Raw genomic sequence first — 18,985 nt, forward strand, 5'->3', positions numbered from 1 at the left:
AAACAATATTTATTTTCTAAATTGTGCTATAATATAGAAAAAAAAGAAATGCAGTGAGGAGAATGACCATGTTATTACGCGATTTTTTCATCCATTTATCTGAAAACCAACTATTAAATAGTGCTGCAAAAAAATACGGACTAAAATTAGGAGCACAAAGTGTAGTAGCTGGTACAAATATTGAAGAAACGATTGCGAGCATCAAAGAGCTTAACGCACATAAAATCTCTTGCACAGTAGATAATTTAGGGGAATTTGTTTCAACTGAAGAAGAAGCAACAAAAGCTAAAGAACAAATCCTTGCTGTAATTGAGGCTATTCATGAAAATGGCGTTGATGCACATATTTCGTTAAAGCCATCTCAATTAGGTTTAGATATTGATGTTGATTTTTGCTACGATAATTTATATGAAATTGTAGAAAAAGCAGCAGCATATGATATATTCGTTAACTTTGACATGGAAGACTACGGTCGTTTACAAACATCCTTTGATATGGTCGAAGAGCTATCCAAAACGTTTAATAATGTAGGTACTGTTATCCAATCTTACTTTTACCGCGCTAAGGACGATATCGAAAAATTCAATGACTATCGCCTTCGTATCGTAAAAGGTGCTTATAAAGAGCCTGCAGAAGTTGCTTTCCAAGATAAATTAGATATTGATTTAAATTTCATCGAGTTAATCGAATATCATTTACTACACGGTAAATTTACGTCTATCGCAACACATGACCATAATGTTATTGCACACGTAAAACGTTTTGTAGCTGACAATAATATCCCACTTGATAAATTCGAATTCCAAATGCTTTACGGCTTCCGTACAGATATGCAAAAAGAGCTTGCTAAAGAAGGCTATAACTTCTGTGTATATGTACCATTCGGCGAAGATTGGTACGGCTACTTTATGCGCCGTTTAGCGGAGCGTCCTCAAAATCTTAATCTTGTTACTAAACAAGTATTTACGAAAAAAACGAATACAGTGCTTGCTGTAGCAGCAGGTGCATTCGTTCTTGGACGTTTAACAAAACGTAAAAAATAAGGTCCCACATAAAGAAGCCAGAAGCATAATTGAATAAGCTTCTGGCTTTAGTCTTTCAAGAACGTACTTCCCACAGACCAACACTAAACCGCTTTTCCCTCACTCAATTTTAAAAACGTGTAATAAAAATAATCAGTGAGGGTGAAAAAGCCCCACTGATTAAAGTTTTATATTATTCAACATGTAAAGCAATGGTTGAAACAATGGCTTCTGCTGCATACTCCCATTTACCATCAATAAAACTACCTAATTTTTGCCCAAGCTCTTGGATCATTTCTAGTGTAATCGGGATATCATTTTTTTGCGCTAATGTAGCAATAAATGGAGCAGATAAACTTGTCCATCCGCCTCGATCAATTTTGATCTCCACTTGTTTTACTTCTCCATTTTCTTTTTCAATGCGGTAGTATAACTGATCATCTGGACGCCAGCTTAAATGATGAGAGATTTGCCCATTTACAACTGTTAAATGATCCTTTTTCGAAATAGAAACAGGTTTTATATTAAATTCATGACCTAGTACATCTAGTTTTTTGATTTCAGGTCCAACTAATGCTGCCTGAACCGCTTTATCCATACTACTTTCTAATGGAATAGATGACTCTGTCTCAACTATATCGTTGCTTGCAGCAAAAACGGCTGAAGGGTTTGCGCTTGTCACGACAAATGTTGTTGCTAAAAAAGCTATTGAAGTAATTTTTGTAATTTTTTTCATAATCATTTCCATCCTTCCCATTAAAACGTTTTACATTTACTAAATATTATCATTAGTAGTCAAAATATACAATACCGATTATTCTTTTATAATGACAAAAGGCACTGAATTTAAATTTATTCAATGCCTTTTGTCTATTTTTTTAATTTTATCTTAGGTCTAAGTGTATTCTTACTTATTCCACCCTTTTTCCTTAAAACGGGCAATAGCTTCTATACGATTCCCAACATTTAATTTTTCTAAAATAGTGGAAATGTAGTTACGGACAGTCCCTGCCGATAAAAATAATTCTGCAGCAATTTCTTTTGTCGTCTTTCCCTCTGCAACAAGTGTCAGTACTTGGCTCTCTCGGTCAGTTAAAGGATTTTCACTATCATCCTCATAGACAAAATCAACGAGTTCTGGCGCATATATTCTTTTGCCGTCTATAATTGTACGAATGGCACTGACCAATTCTTCTATCGGGCTATCCTTTAGTAAATAGCCACGAACGCTGGATTTTCTTGCACGTTCAAAATAACCTGGCCTTGCAAATGTCGTTAATATAATCACTTTACAATCAGAACCTGTGCTATGCAGTTCCTCTGCAGCATCCAATCCCGTTTTCACGGGCATTTCAATATCCATAATACAAATATCAGGCCGATGCTCTTCAACAAGCGCCAGTGCTTCTTCACCATTTTTTGCTAATCCAACGACCTCCATATCATCCTCCATACTAAGTAATGAACGCAGTGCGCCTAATAGCATACCCTGATCTTCAGCAATTACAATTCGTATCATGTCGCAATCCTCTTTTCTATATGTTCTTCAGATTTTCTTTGACCTTCTGATGCGTAATCGCCACTGGAATCGACACGGTTAATGTAGTGCCTTCTTCACTTTCGATTTTAAAAGAACCGTTTATAAACTCTAACCGTTCTCGCATTCCCTTTAAACCGTTACCCGTTTTCCAAGCTTGCTTTTTAGTGATTCCTTGCCCGTTATCACGAACAACTAAATATACTTCCTTAAAATTTTGATGGAAGGCAATTTCACATTTTGTAGCACCACTATGCTTAACGACATTATTCACTGCCTCTTTTAAGCACATGGATAATACATTTTCTACAAGTGGTTGAACTTGTAAATTATCTTTATCACCTTCAAATACAAATTCCATTTCAGCAGCCTTTAATATTTGAGAAATACGCATAAGCTCATCCTCAAACCTTGCTGTTCGCATATCCGATACTAATTCACGTACCTCTTTTAATGCGATACTTGCCGTTTGACGAATATCCTTAATCTCTATTAAAGCTTGCTGTGGATCACGTTCAATTAATCTTGAAGCTAAGTCACTTTTTAAGCCTATCATCGATAACTTTTGGCCGAGCGTATCATGTAAATCCCGTGCAATACGTTGGCGTTCCTCAAAAACAATTAACTCAGCTATTCGTTCATTAGCAGTCTCAAGCTGCCCCTCTAAATTTTCGCGTTTATTTTTTGCATAAATCGTTAGTGGAAGTAGCACAACCGCTAGAATCGTTAAAACAACAAATGGTAGTTGTGATAAAAATAAGTGCAGCTCAACGAAAAAGCCAACACCTGTAGAGATAACCGTAAAGCCAATATGTAGTCCATACATAATATAGAAGCCAACAGGTTTACGAATATTCCCAATAAAAAATGCTGTGAAAATCGATAAATACACATAGCCATATAATATAGTCATAACGATATTAATGACCATTTCAAAGCTAATCCACATATAAACAAGACCGTTTTTCGAATTCATGGAAAATCGATAGAAAATAAAATATAGCATTAAAAATGTAATACCTACTGATATTTCTATATAAGATGATTTCCTAAAAATGAAGAAAAACGGTAGGAAACAGAAAATAATCCATAAATATACACTGAGCATTGGACTATTCGGAATAATACTGGGCCATTTCCTCATTATAATCTCACGCTCTTTCCTACTTTTCCCTTATTATAACAAGAAAATTAATTTTATGCCTGTACATGGTTATTAATGCATTATCCATATAATAACATTCCCCTAGTAATGGGCTATTTTCATAACGTAGTGTTGATTTCCGTTCCGTCTAGGCGCTTTATAGCTGATGCTTCAGGCGTCCGATGATCCGCTTGGGGCAACACGATGTTTTTGTGCGAAAGTGTAGTGTAACGTAGCGGTCACGAAGGCATTATCACAAGATCTGAAGGTTTAGCCTTCGTTCATCTATATCGCAGATCCCCAAGGAGTCGCCCAGTCGAAACGAAGATTAACTTATATACAAGCTATGTCTTAAAAATGTCATCCTCAACTTTTGGTGATGAGGACAGTAATTGCTTTATCTGCACTATGCAACCCGTTTACGTAAAACAGCCATCCCTTAGAAGAGATGGCTGAAAAAATTCTACTAAGCAGCAATACTGCCCCTTGCTTTTCGTTTAATTATTTCATTAACTTCTTTAAAGCTTATAAACTTACCTTGGTCTTCATCGTATAGTTTATAGCGTAATGATTCTAAACTTGTACGTAATGTTATTGTTGTCGCCGTGTGTAATGGCGGTGTTTCATTATGCGCTTTTTCAAGATTATAGTTTGGAACACGAGGGGCTAAATGATGTACATGGTGGAAGCCAATATTGCCTGTAACCCATTGTAACAGCTTTGGTAATTTATAATACGAGCTACCTTCGACAGCAGCCTTTACATAATCCCATTCTTTATCATGCTCAAAATAAGAATCCTCGTACGTATGTTGGATATAGAATAACCAAATACCAAGAGAACCAGCTACAAATAGTGTTATCCCTTGTACTAATAAAAATGCTTGCCAGCCCATAAAGTAAATTAATGCTATACAAATTCCAGCAATAACGACATTTGTTAAATGTGTGTTAAAGCGTTCCTTCTGTTTAGCGTCTTTACGATTAAAGCGATTTAATATTAACACCATAAATAGTGGACCTAAGCCGAACATAACGAATGGATTACGGTAAAAACGATACCATAAACGTTGTCCTTTAGATGCTTGTAAAAACTCTTCCACTGTCATCATATCTATATCACCGATACCACGTTTGTCTAAGTTCGAGCTAGTTGCGTGGTGAATTGTATGTTCACGCTTCCATTTTTCATATGGGAATGAAGTTAACACTCCAGTTACAAAACCAACCCAGTCGTTTGCTTTTTTACTTTTGAAAAATGAACCGTGTGTACAATCATGGAAAATAATAAATGTTCGTACGACAAAGCCAGCAGAAATTACACTTAATCCAACTGTTAGCCATGGTGAAATATCCATTAACATATAACCAGCTACCCATAGAGCGATTAAAGGTACAATTGTATTTACCATTTGAAAAATACTTTTAGCTGTATCAGACTTCGCAAATGGTGCTACATCCTGACGCAGTTTTTTTGTTTTTTCTCGATCTGTTGCCATCGTTTTTACTCCCTCATTTCCTTTTTTCCTTATGACCTCATCATAAAACAAGAGTATAATCATACAACAGAAGCAAACATCATAAAAAGGGTATGACATTTGTCATACCCTTTTTCATGTGTACAATAGAATAAAAATAAATTAATATGGCTTCTCACCATAAAGTGGAGTTGATTTCCGTTCCAGCTGGGTGCATTGTAGCTGACGCTTCGCTTTCGCACAGAAAACATTTGTTGCTGACGCTTCGCTGCATGGTCTCGGGCCACACGAGGTTGGTCACGAAGGCGTTATCAGAGGATTTGATGGTTTTAGCCTTCGTTCCTCTATCGCTGATCCCCAAGGAGTCGCCCAGCCGCAAAGATCAACCTATTATACAAATGCATATTTCATCTCCAACTTTTGGTGATAAGCTTTTAAATATAGCATTAGTATGAGTAGGCAAGCTGAACAAAAAAGTATAGCTAGGATTCACATATTATAAAGAAAGAATATGAATGTCATACCCTTTCTATCCTTTTGGTCCAGTTAACTGTAGCTGATAAAATACAAGATCTAGCCACTGTCCAAATTTATAGCCTGCATTTTTAATTGTACCTGCATATTCAAAACCTAGTTTTTCATGTACTTTAATACTTCCGATGTTTTCACCATCAATGCCCGCTACAAGTGTCTTTACACCTTGCTCTTTAGCAGTTCGAATTAGCTCTTGCATTAATTGTGACGCTATTCCTTTTTGGTAATGATCCTTATGCACATATACAGAGTGCTCCATTGTGTGCTTGTAACCAGGATATGGACGGAACTGACTATATGTTGCAAAGCCGGCTACTGTGCCATTCTCGTCAAAAACTAGCAATGGATTATCGAGCGTTTGCTGCTCCTTGAACCATTGCTTTTTTTCTTCTAACGATTGTGTTTCATATCGATAAACAGCTTTGCTCGTTAAAATAATGTCATTGTAAATATCTAAAATCTCGGGTAAATCTTTCTTTTCCATGAATCGAATCATCATGCTCACGTCCTAACCATCAATTATGCCTGGCATAATTACTTCTATTACATAAGATTTCACTACTTTTTCTAGCATCACACATTAAAATATCGAGCATCTGGATGTGCAAAGACCATTGCTGAAACAGACGCTTCTGGCTCCATCATAAAGCCTTCCGTTAAATGTACACCAATGTCCTCCGGTTTTAATAAGCCAAACAATTTCTCTTGATCCTCTAGGTTCGGACATGCTGGATAACCGAATGAGAAGCGCTGTCCTTGATATTTTGCTGCGAAACGATCACGCATTGTAAAATCTGTCGCATCTGGGAAGCCCCACTGATCGCGAATTTCTTGGTGCATACGTTCCGCGAAACCTTCCGCAAGCTCAAGGGCAGTAGATTGTAATGCATGACTTTCGAGGAATTTCCCTTCCTCTTTTAGTTGACGAGCCTGCGCCATAACTCCTCGTCCTGCTGTTACCACCATTAAGGCAATATAGTCCATTTCACCGCTTTCTACCGTTTTAAGGAAGTCTGCAAGACATAAAAACGGTTCAACTTGCTGACGAGGGAAGGTAAATCGTTCAATTTCTGTTTGGCTATCTGTTGGATCATAAACGACTACATCATCCCCATCGGCTTGAGCAGGGAAAAACTGATACACACCCGACGGCTTCAATAGGTCACTTTGTAAATAGTCGTCGACTAAATCTTTTAACGCTGTTGCTCTTTCATCACCCGCATCAAGCAACTGCTGTACTTGACCTTTTAAACCTAGGTGATGTCCAAGTAAAGTCCGCATATTAACATATGGATACAAATGCGAAACAGCGTATTCTCTCTTTACATGGCGTCGTAAATCAGCTGGAAGAAAGACAGACGCTTCCTTTACTGTACGTACAGGCTTTATCATTATTTCTTTAGCAGGGCGAGCCGCTCTTTTTTCGTCTGCCTCTAAGCGTTTTTCACGAGATTCCTTAATTTCAGCTAAGAAATCGGCACGTGTATCTGTCCCCATTAATCGATTTGCCTGCTCTAAGCCTTGCATCGCATCCTTGGAATAAATGACAGGTCCATTATATTCGCCGGCAATTTTTGTTTCAGTAAAGCGACGAGATAATGCCGCTCCTCCTACTAAAATAGGTACGTCAATACCCGCTTCTTTGAAATCCTGAGCAGTAATAACCATTTGCTGTGCTGATTTTACAAGTAAGCCTGAAAGCCCGATGAAATCCGGCTTCTCCTTGCGAATCGCTTCTATTAACTGAGTAGGTGTTACTTTAATACCCAAATCAATGACCTTATAGCCATTATTACTTAAAATAATATCGACAAGATTTTTCCCAATATCATGCACATCGCCCTTTACAGTAGCAAGTACCATTTTCCCCTTACCAGCATTCTCTTCATTTTTCTCCATAAATTGCTCTAAATGCGCTACTGCGGCCTTCATAACCCCTGCTGATTGTAATACTTCTGCTACGATCAGCTGATTATCGTTAAATAAACGGCCAACCTCTGCCATTCCATCCATTAAAGGCCCATTAATAATCTCAAGCGGTGTTTCGAAAATTTCACGAGCCGCATCTAAATCTTCAATAAGCCCTTCCTTTGTACCCTCTAATATATAGTAGGCTAAGCGACCTTCTACTGTTTTCGGAATATCCGCCTCTGTTTTTTCTTTCTTTTTATCACGATAGAAATCTGTAAAGACAGCTAAAGTTTCATCATTTGTATTAAAGAGTAAATCATTTGCTAGCTTAATTTCCTCCTCAGGAATGGATGCATAACGTTCTAGCTTCTCCGTATTCACAATTGCATAATCTAAACCAGCCTGTGTACAGTGATATAAATATACGGCATTCAGTACTTCACGACCTACTGGTGGCAATCCGAACGAAATATTACTTACACCAAGCACCGTTAATGTCCGTGGCATTTTCTCCTTAATAAGGCGAATACCTTCTACCGTTTCAAGTGCCGAGCCAATATATTGCTCATCTCCTGTACCTACTGGGAACATTAATGGGTCAAAAATAATATCTTCAGGAGCAATACCCCATTTTTCTGTTAACAATTTATATGAACGTTCAGCAATTTCTAGCTTGCGATGTCGATCAACCGCCATGCCTTGCTCATCAATTGTACCTACAACTAAAGAAGCTCCATATTTTTTCACAAGCGGTAAAACAGCGTCAAAACGCTCCTCGCCATCCTCTAAGTTAATAGAATTAATGATAGCTTTCCCTTGAGAAAACTTAAGTGCTTCCTCAATTACTTTTTCATCTGTCGAGTCAATCACAAGAGGTACTTTTACTTTTTTTACAACCTCCTGCATAAAGCCACGCATATCCGCTAGTTCATCGCGGTCAGGATTTGCTAAACAAATATCGATCACATGTGCTCCATTTTTCACCTGAGCACGGGCGATTTCTGCTGCTTCCTCAAACTTCCCATCAATAATTAAATTTTTAAACTTACGAGAACCAATGACATTTGTCCGTTCTCCAATAAATAATGGACGCATAGAGTCGTCATACACCAATGGCTCTATCCCTGATACTACATGACCATGCGTCACATCTTGTAATTGACGAGGCTTTTCGTCCTTTAGCACCTCTCTGATAGCCGCAATATGTGCTGGCGTTGTACCGCAGCAACCTCCGACAATATTTAGCCAGCCCTTTTCCGCAAAGCCTTTTAGCTTTTGTGACAATGATTCAGGTGACTCATGATAGCAGCCTTCCTCATCCGGTAAGCCCGCATTCGGGTAACAGCTAATATAGCCTGTTGAAAGCTCTGCTAGTGAACGAATATGATCAGTCATAAACTCTGGTCCAGTCGCACAGTTTAAGCCAACTGACAATGGCTTAATATGCTCGATGGAAATGTAAAAAGCATCAATTGTTTGGCCGGCAAGTGTCGTTCCCATCGGTTCAATTGTTCCAGATATCATCACAGGTAGCTCTTTTTCAGTAGCCTTAAAAGCACGAGATATCCCCAATGTTCCCGCCTTAACATTCAACATATCCTGACTAGTTTCTAACAACAAAACGTCCGCCCCGGCATCGATTAATGACTTTGCTTGAACATAAAAGTTTTCCTCTAGCTCATCAAATGTAATTCCACCTGTAACAGATAGGGTTTTTGTAGTTGGTCCCATCGCTCCCGCTACAAAACGTGGCCAATCGGATGTTGAAAACTGATCTACTACTTTGCGTGCAATTTCAACAGCACGTTTGTTAATTTCTTCTGCCTTCGCACCTAGATCATATTCATTTAATACAAGTGGTGTACCCCCAAATGTATTTGTACAAATAATATCTGCTCCAGCCTCTAAATATTTTCTATGAACCTTTTCAAGCACATCTGGTCTAGTTAGCACAAGATTTTCATTACAGCCATCATATTCCTCGCCGCCAAAATCCTCTGCCGATAAATTTTCATTTTGTAGCATTGTTCCCATTGCGCCATCAAGAATTAATATTCGTTTCTCTAGTTGCTCTTCAATCATGTGCTTAGCCATTTATACTTACCCCTTTTTTCTGTTCATCCAATTGCTCAATAACTTTCATTAATTCTAGCGTCATATCATAGCGTAAAAATGGTGTGATGAGGTAAATACCATTGAAATATTCCGCTGCTACTTCTACTAATTCTTTAGCAATTGCAATGCCTTCTATTGTTGCGCGTTCCTTATCATCACCACAAGCCTTCATACGTGCTAACGCATCATCAGATAGCTTGATGCCTGGTACTTCATGATGTAAGAACTCCGCACTTTTATAGCTCGTTACTGGCATAATACCTATATAAATTGGCGTTTCTAAATGCTTTGTCGCCTCGTGAATTTCCACGATTTTTTCCTTTGTATAAACAGGCTGTGAAATAAAATAATCTGCCCCATGTTCAATTTTCTTTTCTAATCGAGAGACAGCGCGATCTAGTACACGGACATTAGGATTAAATGCAGCCGCTACAGAGAAATTTGCCTTTTTACGAAGCGGTTTCCCTGAGAACGAAACACCTTCATTTAACTGTTTTATTAATTGGATTAGCTCCATTGATGATACGTCATAAACGCTAGTTGCTCCCGGGAAATCGCCTACCTTTGTCGGATCTCCAGTAACCGCTAAAACATCATGAATTCCTAGTGCATTTAATCCCATTAAATGTGATTGAAGACCAATTAAATTTCGATCTCGGCATGTTATATGGGTTAACGGGCGTACCCCGTGCGTTTCTTTCAGTAAGGCACCCATTGCGACATTACTAATCCTTGGAGAAGCAAGTGAATTATCTGCCATCATGACTACATCCGCGCCCGCCTCATATATTTTCTTTGCCCCTTTAATAAAGCCTTCTATTTCTAAATGTCTTGGTGTATCTAACTCCACAATAACCGAGCGTTCACGTTTTACTTTTTCATGTAATGGCTCATAATTTGCTGGCTCTGCCTCACGAACAATCTCTATTTTTTCTGGCTTTGTATACTTTTCTTCAACCGGGGATAACTCCTCTAAGTACTTTTTCGCTGCAGCAATATGCTTTGGTGTCGTACCACAACAGCCACCAATTAAACGCACCCCTTGATCACGAAGCTCTACAGCTGCTCGACCAAAATAATCAGCCTCCGACTCATAAACGACACGCCCATCCTCTAAATCAAGAAGAGAGGCGTTCGGATACGCTGACATAAATGCCTGCTCAGGAAGCTCTACCCCTTCAAATGCTTGGATAGTATGGTGAGGACCTAAACGACAGTTAACACCTACGATATCAGCACCTAACGCTTCAAGTTCATGTAAGGCGTGATTTAAGCTCATTCCATTTTGTAATACTCCGGGTTCGTGCATAGAAACTTGAGCGATAATCGGTAATGTGGTTTTAGCTCGTAGCATTGATAAAGTCGCTGTTAGCTCTTCAAAATCATAATAGGTTTCAAGTAAAAGGCCATCTGGATTTCCTGCAAGTAAAACCGTTGCCTGCTCATCTATAGTTGCTAAGATTTCCTCTAACGTTGCATCACTTTTTCGAATACCACGGATTCCCCCAATAGTACCCAACACAAATTGCCCACCATCCGCTGCTGCACGTTTTGCAATCGTTATAGCAGCTTCATTATATTGCTGTACACGAGATTCTAATCCATAGCGGGCTAATTTTATGGCATTAGCTCCGTAAGTGTTCGTCTGAATAATATCGGCACCAGCAGCTATATATTCTCTATGAATCTTTTCAATTAATTCCGGTCTCTGTACATTCATTTCCTCATGACAGTACTCCAAGCCATAGCCGTATAAAACTGTACCAATTGCACCATCTGCTGTAAGAACATGCGTTTTTAACCTTTCAAGCAATCCCATAAAACTAACCTCTCTTTCTTTTTCTATCAATTATGCCTCGGCATAATTCGTTCTGAATCGGCTTTGTGCTTAGGCCTGCACGCTGCAGGTTAGTTAGCGTACTATCCGCTAAGAACTCCTTGCCGATTCCGTGACATCCGCCGAAGGCTTTAGGTCAACACGAAGTTGGTCACTCAGTCGTTGCCACAGGACGTGGCGTTCTTAGACTGAGTTCCTCTATTTCGACTGATGTTTGGACATCAGCCGAAAAAAAGTTAAAATAAAAAAGCCTTCTTTCACAAAAAAAGAAGGCTTTTACGTTTCGTAATTGTTTTCCTTCTCATCTTCGACACACGGTCTTCTGGATTTAGCACCTGACAATAAGTTGGTTGCTGAAGCTTCATAGGGCCAGTCCCTCTGCTTCTCTTGATAAGAATTTAGTATGAATTTTTTAAATAATTAAAAGAATCATATCGTTTACGAACGATTGAGTCAAGACTATTTCACTGAACAAAGGATAATTTTTACGAAATTCATAAAATTTTGATTTATATTAAACAATTACGATAGTTTTTCTACAAGTTCCTCACCAATTTTTTTACCATTTTGAATACACGCACCTATGCCTACTCCAAAATAAGAGCATCCTGCTATTGATAAATTTGGATAGTTTTTCTCGAGCTCTTGTAAGAGACCTTGCAACGCTTCACGATGTGCCAAGTCGTACTTCGGCATCTGGTCGATCCATTTCGTCACGTTAATAACAGTTGGTTTTTCTTCAATTCCTAAGCTTTTTCTTACGTCCTCTAGAGCTACAACCGCTAATTCTTCATCTGACATCATACGCAATTTCTCATACTCGGGGTTAATGCTCTTATAAAAAAGTCGTACAAGTAATTTTCCTTCTGCTGAAGTGTGTTTCCACTTGCGGCTTGTCCACGTTGCTGCATTACAGATAACATCCGAATTATGTGACACAATATAGCCTGTTCCATCTGCAGGTAATCTATTATCGGGAACATCAAATCCTAAATAAATCGTAATGGCGGATGCAGTATTAAATTGTTCAAAATAGCCGTTCAAAGAGTCATCCTGTAATAAGCTTTGTACCGCTTCATTAGGCAGTGCCAATACAACATGATTTGCTTCAATCATTTTACCGTTTGCTAACGTAACTGCGTATAGATTCTCCTGCTTTTTAACACTAGTAGTAGCAATCCCTTTTATAATTTCTACATCCGTTAATGTTTCTTCAAGTCGATCAATTAGTGACGATAAACCATTTTTAAATGAAATAAATTTTTTATTGGCGGCTTTCACAAATTGTTCCCTGTTTGCATCGAAACCTTTAATAATACTACCGTAATCGTTTTTGTAATCGATTAAATACGGTAAAGTAGAAGCAATTGAAAGTTGATTTAAATCTCCAGAATATACACCTGCAAGTACCGGTGCTATTTGGTTTTGAACAAGCTCTTCACCTAAATAATACGTTAAAAATTCCCCAATCGAGCTTTCCTTTGTAAACCTTTCATTCGGCATTGTTAAATCCTTTAACGCTTCTTTTTTACCTTCCTCTGATACAAGCGTGCTTTCCTCGAGAGATTGTAAGCTCATAGGGATACCGAATGTTGAGTCTGTTGGAATGGCATGTAGCTCATTATTTGTGTAAATATACGAAATACCTGTTTCGTTATAGACTAGATTTTGTGCAAAATTCAGTTCCTCTACTAACTCCATGACACCTTTATGACGCGCTACAATAGAATCTGCTCCAGTTTCCATGATGAATCCTTGTTCATATGAAGAGTGCAGCTTGCCACCAAGGTATGTATTTTTTTCAACAAGCACAAGTTTTACATCTAAGTTTTTCTCCTGAACTTGGCGTTGTAAATAATGCATCGTACACAATCCCGTAATTCCGCCACCTAATACAACAACTGTTTTCATATTAACCGCCCCTATTTTTTGTTCTTTATTTAGTATAAACTTTTTTTATCGAAAATTACGTTAAACCCTTTACAAATTTAGCAAAAATGGAGCTATCCAGCACATTGGACAGCTCCATTTTTTCATCATATATTCGCTAGAGGCTTTTACCTTCATTACGGAAATTATCTATTAACCGTTAATATAGTGTTATTTGTGCCCTAATGTATGTATCAACAATTTTCTCTTCATTCATTTAAATTTTGTGCAAAGCTAGCTAATTTTCCAGCTGAATTTTCCACTTCGTTAAAGGCAATACCTAATTCACTTAGTACTTCTGCTATTGCCTGTACTTCTTTTTCCATCCGACCATTTTGGTCTTTCGCCTCGGTCATAGCTTCTAATATGTTAGTAAATTGGCCTTCCGTTTGAACCATATTTTCCTCACCAGAGGCTACCTCTTCTTGAATATTACTAAGCGAATGAACAAGTTTATCTGTCCGTTCATTCGTTTTATGTAGTAACGTTGCTACCGATGTGACAGATTCCTTTGTTTGAATCGATAGTTTTCTCACTTCATCTGCAACAACACTAAAGCCTTTACCCGCTTCTCCAGCACGAGCAGCTTCTATTGCGGCATTTAAAGCTAACAAGTTCGTTTGATTAGCAATATTTGTCACAACATTCATAATCGATTCCATTTCCTTTGACATATCTGTCAACTGTGCAATATTTTCCGCTATATCATCAAGTGAGCAAATAATAGTATTCATATTTTGCGATTGACTCTTTAAACGTTCACGCCCTTCTAATGCCTGACTCTCAGCCATAGTCGACACTTGAAGTGATTTTTTCGCTAGTTGTTTAATTTCCTCTGATTGTCCACTTAAGCGATGAAATGAATTGTTCGTTTCTTGAGATATTGTGGCAAGACATTCCGAAGACTTTACGATTTCTTGCTCTATCGCTTCTTTTCTACGTTCTATTTTTTCATGAAGTTGCTCAATTGTGTGCTCAAACGCCTCTAAAACCAATTGTTGCTCAAAATTGGAAATTTTCGAGATAGCTCGAATTGTATTAAGCTGATCTATTGGATGAACAACATGTTCTTCAACCAAGTCAATAAATGACGCAGTTAAATCTTGAAACGCACAAATATACCATTGTGTTTTAAGGCCAATATGGACATGCACTTTAGCAATTTTTATGCGTCTTTGATAAAATTCATTATCAATCTTACCATTAAACATTTCAATAATATGACGTCGTAATGTAATTTTCAGCTTCTCCACAGAACTATGTCTATTAATAATATCTACTAAACTATGTTCAGTTCCAATCATTTCATAAAATCGATGAACAATATTATCAATATTGGCTTCTACAAAAGGTTGAAAGGCTTTTAAATATTGTAAATCCTTCTTTGTCAATTTAAGCAAATCAATTTGCCTTTTTATTGATTGGCAATTCACTATATCCATTTTCACCGTGTAGTGCTTTAAATCTAACGCCGTTGTCTTTCTCTCTTTTTGAAAAATCACACATTTACCCTCTTTCATGCCGTGTACTTTTGAAAAGCTGAGAAAAATCTAATTTCGTCTACCAAAAATATAAAAGATCAGGAAGATTCATCCCCAACTTTTGGTGATAAGCCATCACATTACTTATGACGCTGATTTCTGCTACGGGCTACCATCAGCTAAAAATAGCAATCTTATGACTAGCTATTACTACTAACTACTCTTTCAGAATCACTCATATACATTATACATTTTATAAATAGCTGTCAATTTTCGGATATACATTTTTTCCCTTAAATTATATAAAAAGTCCCTGTTATCTAAAGCAATAAAAAAGCTACCACAATACTTTTGGGTAGCCAATTTACATCATCTCTATTTTTTTATCCTTATTTTTTCCTCGTTTTAGTTTGAAGTAATTACCTCTTTGTTATATTAATATTTTTACAATCATTCGTTCATAGTGATATAAACCTATAAAATACCCATAAATAAGAACTTAAGACCTATACAGAAAACGTTCATAATAAATTCTAAATACCTATTATTTTTTAATGAAAAATACTTATTTTCCTTTCAACTCTTGCAGTAAAATTGCAGCCTCCTCACTTCCTGCTTCTGCTGCAAGTCCATACCACTTAATAGCCTCTTTAATATTTCTAGCTATTCCTTCACCTTTATTGTAAATGTGCCCTAATTGTAATTTAGCTTCCAGATCTCCTTGAAGAGCGGCCTGTTTAAACCAATGAATACCCTTTTCAATATTACGTATACCTGTTAACCCTTGGCTCCAAATAAAGCCCAAATCATAAAAGGCATCGACGTGATATTGCTCTGCAGCTTTTTCATACCAAAATAATCCACGGTTCACATCTTTAGGTTGCCCTAACCGTCCCTCTAAATAGATTCCTCCAAGCCTGTATTGCGCTTCGACATAGCCTGCTTCAGCAGATCTTCTATAGTAGCTACATGCTTGCTCCTCATTTTTGTCGATTCCTAATCCCTGCTCGTAAATAATTCCGAGGGTAAACATAGCCTCTGCCACACCTTGTTGTGCAGCGAAGTCGAACCACTTCTTCGCAAGTACCAAGTTTTCTGGTACTCCCTCACCGTTAAAATACATATCTGCTAAATTATTCGCAGCATCTGGATGCCCTTGCTTTGCTGCAGCCTCATACAATATAAACGCTCTATTATAGTTCTCTTGAACACCTAGACCTTCAAAATAAAAATTACCAAGTGCATATTGTGCATCGGCATTTCCTTGTGACGCTGCTAACTCAAACCACTTTATTGATTTTTCTGGTCGGAAATATTCGCCGTCAATTGCGCTATAATATTCGCCAAGCTGAAATTGTGCATCTGTATCCTGTTCCTCAATGGCATCTTTGTATAAGTCAATAATTTCCTCATGATCTAGATCTTCTTCATCAAACGCCTCAACCTGTTCATTTTGGTGAATAAAATACCATTCCAATATATCAAGTACATCATCAACAACTTCATTGCAATTGGATAACCTCTCCAGAGAAGAAATTTGCCAAATAAATATATAGATAGGGAGTGGAATTGCATCACGCAGTAAATCATCATATTCAGCTAAAAGCGTTAGCACATTCTCCTGTACTGACTTTGTCTGTTCTGGATGTATAATTTGTAAGTGTCGTTGTTGATTCTTTTTCAACAGTCCTTGCACAACTTGATTTAGTATTTTGTGCAAGGTTGCTAATTGTACTTGTTCGACTGTTATTAAATTAATGTTTTGCGCAAACCATGTATCTTCTGTTTGCGTGAGCTTTTGCAGAGAAACAATTCGCTCTTTATTTTTTTTTGCTAAAAATTGCCCATACATTCATTTCCCCCCTTGCACTCTATCTTGCCACTATTATATGGAAAACAGTTCTAAATTGGTTACACATATGCTCTCAAGATTAATCCAATAAACAATGTAATAAACAAAAAGACAGTGACATTCATCCATTTATACATTTCTAATAATCCGATAAATTCACGAGTAAATGCATTAGGTACATAGTAAAAGGCAGTCTTCGAACCAACTCCTTGTGCATCAAGCTTCGCCTTTTTTGCATAAATACTTGCACGAAAAACATGAAAATTATTCGTTACGAATATGGATCGATATTTCTTTCCTTGAGCATGCTTATCCATAATTTTTTTAGAGAATGCCATATTTTGTTCTGTATTTGTCGATTGATCTTCCATTAATACTTTTTGAGCTGGTATTTGATGTTCGTCAACTATATATTTTTTCATGGCATATGCTTCTGATACTTTTTCATCATGCCCCTGTCCACCTGAGACGATAATGTAAGGTCGCTCACCATATTTTTTAAATTGCTTTACTGCCTCATCTAAACGGCTAGCTAAAAGTGGTGGCACCTTATCTCCAATTAGTCCTGATCCTAATGCAATAATATAGTTTGGCTCATACAGGATCGGCGTAAAATGATAGAGAGTCGCATAGGTCATTATGCTTGCGTATAAAAACATTGTATAGCCAAAAACCAAAAACGCATAGAAGAAAAGAATGTGCCAAATTTCATGTTCGATATTCATAAAAATTACATATACATACCAAATCATCATAATAAAAAAGCACAAGCCAAAAATAGCTAACAATAGATTACGGACTTTACGGCCTTCTTTTTCAAGTAAAACTTTACTATTAAAAAACGTAGCTATCGATAAAATAAACATCATACTCGGGAAACTTCCTAGTATAATGACTATACCCATCTTCGACACAATCCCCTGCTCATTTGGCAGAATTACAGGATGACTAATTATTATTGTGCTTAAAATAAATAACCCTAAAAGGCCAAGAACTACTGCATTGAGAAGACGTCTTTTTTCCGTTATATATAACAGTAAAAAGATTGAAATTAATAGTAATAATGTTGAAATCATCGTCTCACTCCTTTCTTTTTATTTACAATTTTTAAGGTTCTCTCCTTCTAAAGCTGGATTGTATTCCGTTCCGACTGAGCGTTGCGTCCAACCTCAACTGTCTACATTATAAGTAGTGCATGGGTGATAATACAGACACTTCTTGGTCAAATTTGATGCTATCTCTAAATTGATCGAAGCGTTTATTTTATTTTCCGAGAAGATTCATGTAAAATTACTATTAAGAACTAGTTTAGACAAAACTAAAAATTATATTGGAGGAATACAAGAAATGAAAAAAATCCTTGCTGCTATTTTTGCAGCGACACTTATGTTTGCGTCTGTTGGAGCAACATTATTCATCTCGGATACACCAACTGCAGAAGCTAAATCGTATAAGTCAGGTAAAAAAGGTTTCTCAAACAACAATAATAACAACAACTCAAATTTCCAAAAATCTCAGGATAAAACTAAAGACCAAAATAATGCAACAACAAATAAAAATAATACAACTTCTACAAACAAAACGGATTCAACAGCTAAGAAAGGTGGATTCTTCTCAGGCGGCCTTATGAAAGGCCTAATGCTTGGTGGCTTAGCTGGTTTATTATTCGGCAGTCTTTTCAGTGGTATGGGTATGCTTGGTAATATTTTAGGCTTATTAATTAACGTTGCAGCCATCATGATTATCGTAACGCTAGTTATAAAAATTGTTAATATGTTTAAAGATAAAAAGCGTAAAGAGGAAGCACAATGGCACAAATAATTAATGAGCAAGATATTATAAATGCAATTTGTTTATCACAGTCCTACTATAAAAACATTCGTCCTGAGGATGTACTTGTAGAACTAACATACGACGATGACACAGGGTTTGGTGCAGAAATTGAAGTTAATGGTCAAATTGAAATGTTCAATACAGCTGCAATGATCGGCGCGCTACGTGTATGGATTAAAGATGTCCTACATGGTGATCCTTTTTCAACAGGCATCGAACTCGTTCTAGACGATGAAGAAGGTATTATTGCTAAACTATCATAAATAAGTAAAAAATAGCAGTTCAATAAATCTTAAAGATTTATTGAACTGCT

14 protein-coding genes and 1 riboswitch are annotated in these 18,985 nt (G+C 37.2%); of the genes, 3 read left to right on the plus strand and 11 right to left on the minus strand.

The annotated features are described in order from the left end of the window. Positions 1-68: 68 nt before the first annotated feature. Entirely contained in the window at positions 69-1,043 is a 975-nt protein-coding gene (locus ACIQ7N_RS17180; RefSeq protein ID WP_248717246.1) for a proline dehydrogenase family protein, read from the plus strand. Between the two features lie 172 nt (positions 1,044-1,215). Here ACIQ7N_RS17180 and ACIQ7N_RS17185 read toward each other — a convergent pair whose 3' ends face one another. From ACIQ7N_RS17185 to ACIQ7N_RS17235, 11 genes are all read right to left on the minus strand, one after another. After that, positions 1,216-1,758 carry a methyltransferase gene (locus ACIQ7N_RS17185; protein WP_402934276.1) on the minus strand — a complete coding sequence of 181 codons (543 nt, stop codon included), beginning with the start codon at positions 1,756-1,758 and terminating at the stop codon, positions 1,216-1,218. 171 nt (positions 1,759-1,929) lie between these two features. Then, a complete protein-coding gene (locus ACIQ7N_RS17190) occupies positions 1,930-2,541 on the minus strand; it encodes a response regulator (protein WP_402934278.1) in 612 nt (203 codons plus the stop codon). A 16-nt stretch (positions 2,542-2,557) separates the two neighbouring features. Further along, positions 2,558-3,703: a sensor histidine kinase gene (locus ACIQ7N_RS17195; protein ID WP_483869818.1), complete on the minus strand. Its 1,146-nt coding sequence runs from the start codon at positions 3,701-3,703 to the stop codon at positions 2,558-2,560. 466 nt (positions 3,704-4,169) lie between these two features. Next, positions 4,170-5,201 carry a Delta(5) desaturase DesA gene (gene desA / locus ACIQ7N_RS17200; RefSeq protein ID WP_248717248.1) on the minus strand — a complete coding sequence of 344 codons (1,032 nt, stop codon included), beginning with the start codon at positions 5,199-5,201 and terminating at the stop codon, positions 4,170-4,172. Between the two features lie 508 nt (positions 5,202-5,709). Beyond that, positions 5,710-6,210: a GNAT family N-acetyltransferase gene (locus ACIQ7N_RS17205; RefSeq protein ID WP_402934324.1), complete on the minus strand. Its 501-nt coding sequence runs from the start codon at positions 6,208-6,210 to the stop codon at positions 5,710-5,712. Positions 6,211-6,287: 77 nt separating this feature from the next. Next, positions 6,288-9,719 carry a methionine synthase gene (gene metH, locus ACIQ7N_RS17210; protein WP_402934280.1) on the minus strand — a complete coding sequence of 1,144 codons (3,432 nt, stop codon included), beginning with the start codon at positions 9,717-9,719 and terminating at the stop codon, positions 6,288-6,290. Beyond that, positions 9,712-11,559 (minus strand): bifunctional homocysteine S-methyltransferase/methylenetetrahydrofolate reductase, encoded by a 1,848-nt coding sequence (locus ACIQ7N_RS17215; protein WP_402934282.1) that lies wholly within the window; start codon positions 11,557-11,559, stop codon positions 9,712-9,714. Before ACIQ7N_RS17215 ends, metH begins: the two co-directional genes overlap by 8 nt. A gap of 316 nt (positions 11,560-11,875) precedes the next feature. Beyond that, positions 11,876-11,974, minus strand: a riboswitch (SAM riboswitch). A 125-nt stretch (positions 11,975-12,099) separates the two neighbouring features. Continuing rightward, the gene (locus ACIQ7N_RS17220) at positions 12,100-13,488 is read right to left on the minus strand and encodes a protoporphyrinogen oxidase (protein WP_402934283.1); all 1,389 of its coding nucleotides are present in this window, start codon (positions 13,486-13,488) and stop codon (positions 12,100-12,102) included. 227 nt (positions 13,489-13,715) lie between these two features. Next, positions 13,716-15,008, minus strand: a complete 1,293-nt coding sequence (locus ACIQ7N_RS17225) for a protoglobin domain-containing protein (protein WP_402934284.1) — start codon at positions 15,006-15,008, stop codon at positions 13,716-13,718. 544 nt (positions 15,009-15,552) lie between these two features. Next, complete coding sequence (locus tag ACIQ7N_RS17230) at positions 15,553-16,839, minus strand: tetratricopeptide repeat protein (RefSeq protein WP_402934285.1); 1,287 nt, start codon at positions 16,837-16,839, stop codon at positions 15,553-15,555. 59 nt (positions 16,840-16,898) lie between these two features. Then, positions 16,899-17,915 carry a YdcF family protein gene (locus ACIQ7N_RS17235; RefSeq protein ID WP_402934286.1) on the minus strand — a complete coding sequence of 339 codons (1,017 nt, stop codon included), beginning with the start codon at positions 17,913-17,915 and terminating at the stop codon, positions 16,899-16,901. Positions 17,916-18,186: 271 nt separating this feature from the next. On the opposite strand from ACIQ7N_RS17235, the gene ACIQ7N_RS17240 reads away from it, so the two are divergent. Further along, a complete protein-coding gene (locus ACIQ7N_RS17240; RefSeq protein WP_248717255.1) occupies positions 18,187-18,660 on the plus strand; it encodes a hypothetical protein in 474 nt (157 codons plus the stop codon). Further along, the gene (locus ACIQ7N_RS17245; RefSeq protein WP_323656918.1) at positions 18,648-18,935 is read left to right on the plus strand and encodes a DUF2653 family protein; all 288 of its coding nucleotides are present in this window, start codon (positions 18,648-18,650) and stop codon (positions 18,933-18,935) included. The genes ACIQ7N_RS17240 and ACIQ7N_RS17245 overlap by 13 nt, the downstream gene beginning before the upstream one ends. Positions 18,936-18,985 lie beyond the last annotated feature (50 nt).

The organism is Lysinibacillus sp. NPDC095746 (assembly GCF_044763535.1).
Classification (GTDB): Bacteria; Bacillota; Bacilli; order Bacillales_A; family Planococcaceae; genus Lysinibacillus.

Bases quoted from the DNA above. Each gene is read 5' to 3' on its own strand.
- ACIQ7N_RS17235 (WP_402934286.1), bottom strand. From the start codon at position 17,915: ATGATTTCAACATTATTACTATTAATTTCAATCTTTTTACTGTTATAT.
- ACIQ7N_RS17240 (WP_248717255.1), top strand. From the start codon at position 18,187: ATGAAAAAAATCCTTGCTGCTATTTTTGCAGCGACACTTATGTTTGCG.
- desA (WP_248717248.1), bottom strand. From the start codon at position 5,201: ATGGCAACAGATCGAGAAAAAACAAAAAAACTGCGTCAGGATGTAGCA.
- ACIQ7N_RS17180 (WP_248717246.1), top strand. From the start codon at position 69: ATGTTATTACGCGATTTTTTCATCCATTTATCTGAAAACCAACTATTA.
- ACIQ7N_RS17185 (WP_402934276.1), bottom strand. From the start codon at position 1,758: ATGAAAAAAATTACAAAAATTACTTCAATAGCTTTTTTAGCAACAACA.
- metH (WP_402934280.1), bottom strand. From the start codon at position 9,719: ATGGCTAAGCACATGATTGAAGAGCAACTAGAGAAACGAATATTAATT.
- ACIQ7N_RS17215 (WP_402934282.1), bottom strand. From the start codon at position 11,559: ATGGGATTGCTTGAAAGGTTAAAAACGCATGTTCTTACAGCAGATGGT.
- ACIQ7N_RS17190 (WP_402934278.1), bottom strand. From the start codon at position 2,541: ATGATACGAATTGTAATTGCTGAAGATCAGGGTATGCTATTAGGCGCA.
- ACIQ7N_RS17230 (WP_402934285.1), bottom strand. From the start codon at position 16,839: ATGTATGGGCAATTTTTAGCAAAAAAAAATAAAGAGCGAATTGTTTCT.
- ACIQ7N_RS17245 (WP_323656918.1), top strand. From the start codon at position 18,648: ATGGCACAAATAATTAATGAGCAAGATATTATAAATGCAATTTGTTTA.
- ACIQ7N_RS17220 (WP_402934283.1), bottom strand. From the start codon at position 13,488: ATGAAAACAGTTGTTGTATTAGGTGGCGGAATTACGGGATTGTGTACG.
- ACIQ7N_RS17195 (WP_483869818.1), bottom strand. From the start codon at position 3,703: ATGAGGAAATGGCCCAGTATTATTCCGAATAGTCCAATGCTCAGTGTA.
- ACIQ7N_RS17205 (WP_402934324.1), bottom strand. From the start codon at position 6,210: ATGATTCGATTCATGGAAAAGAAAGATTTACCCGAGATTTTAGATATT.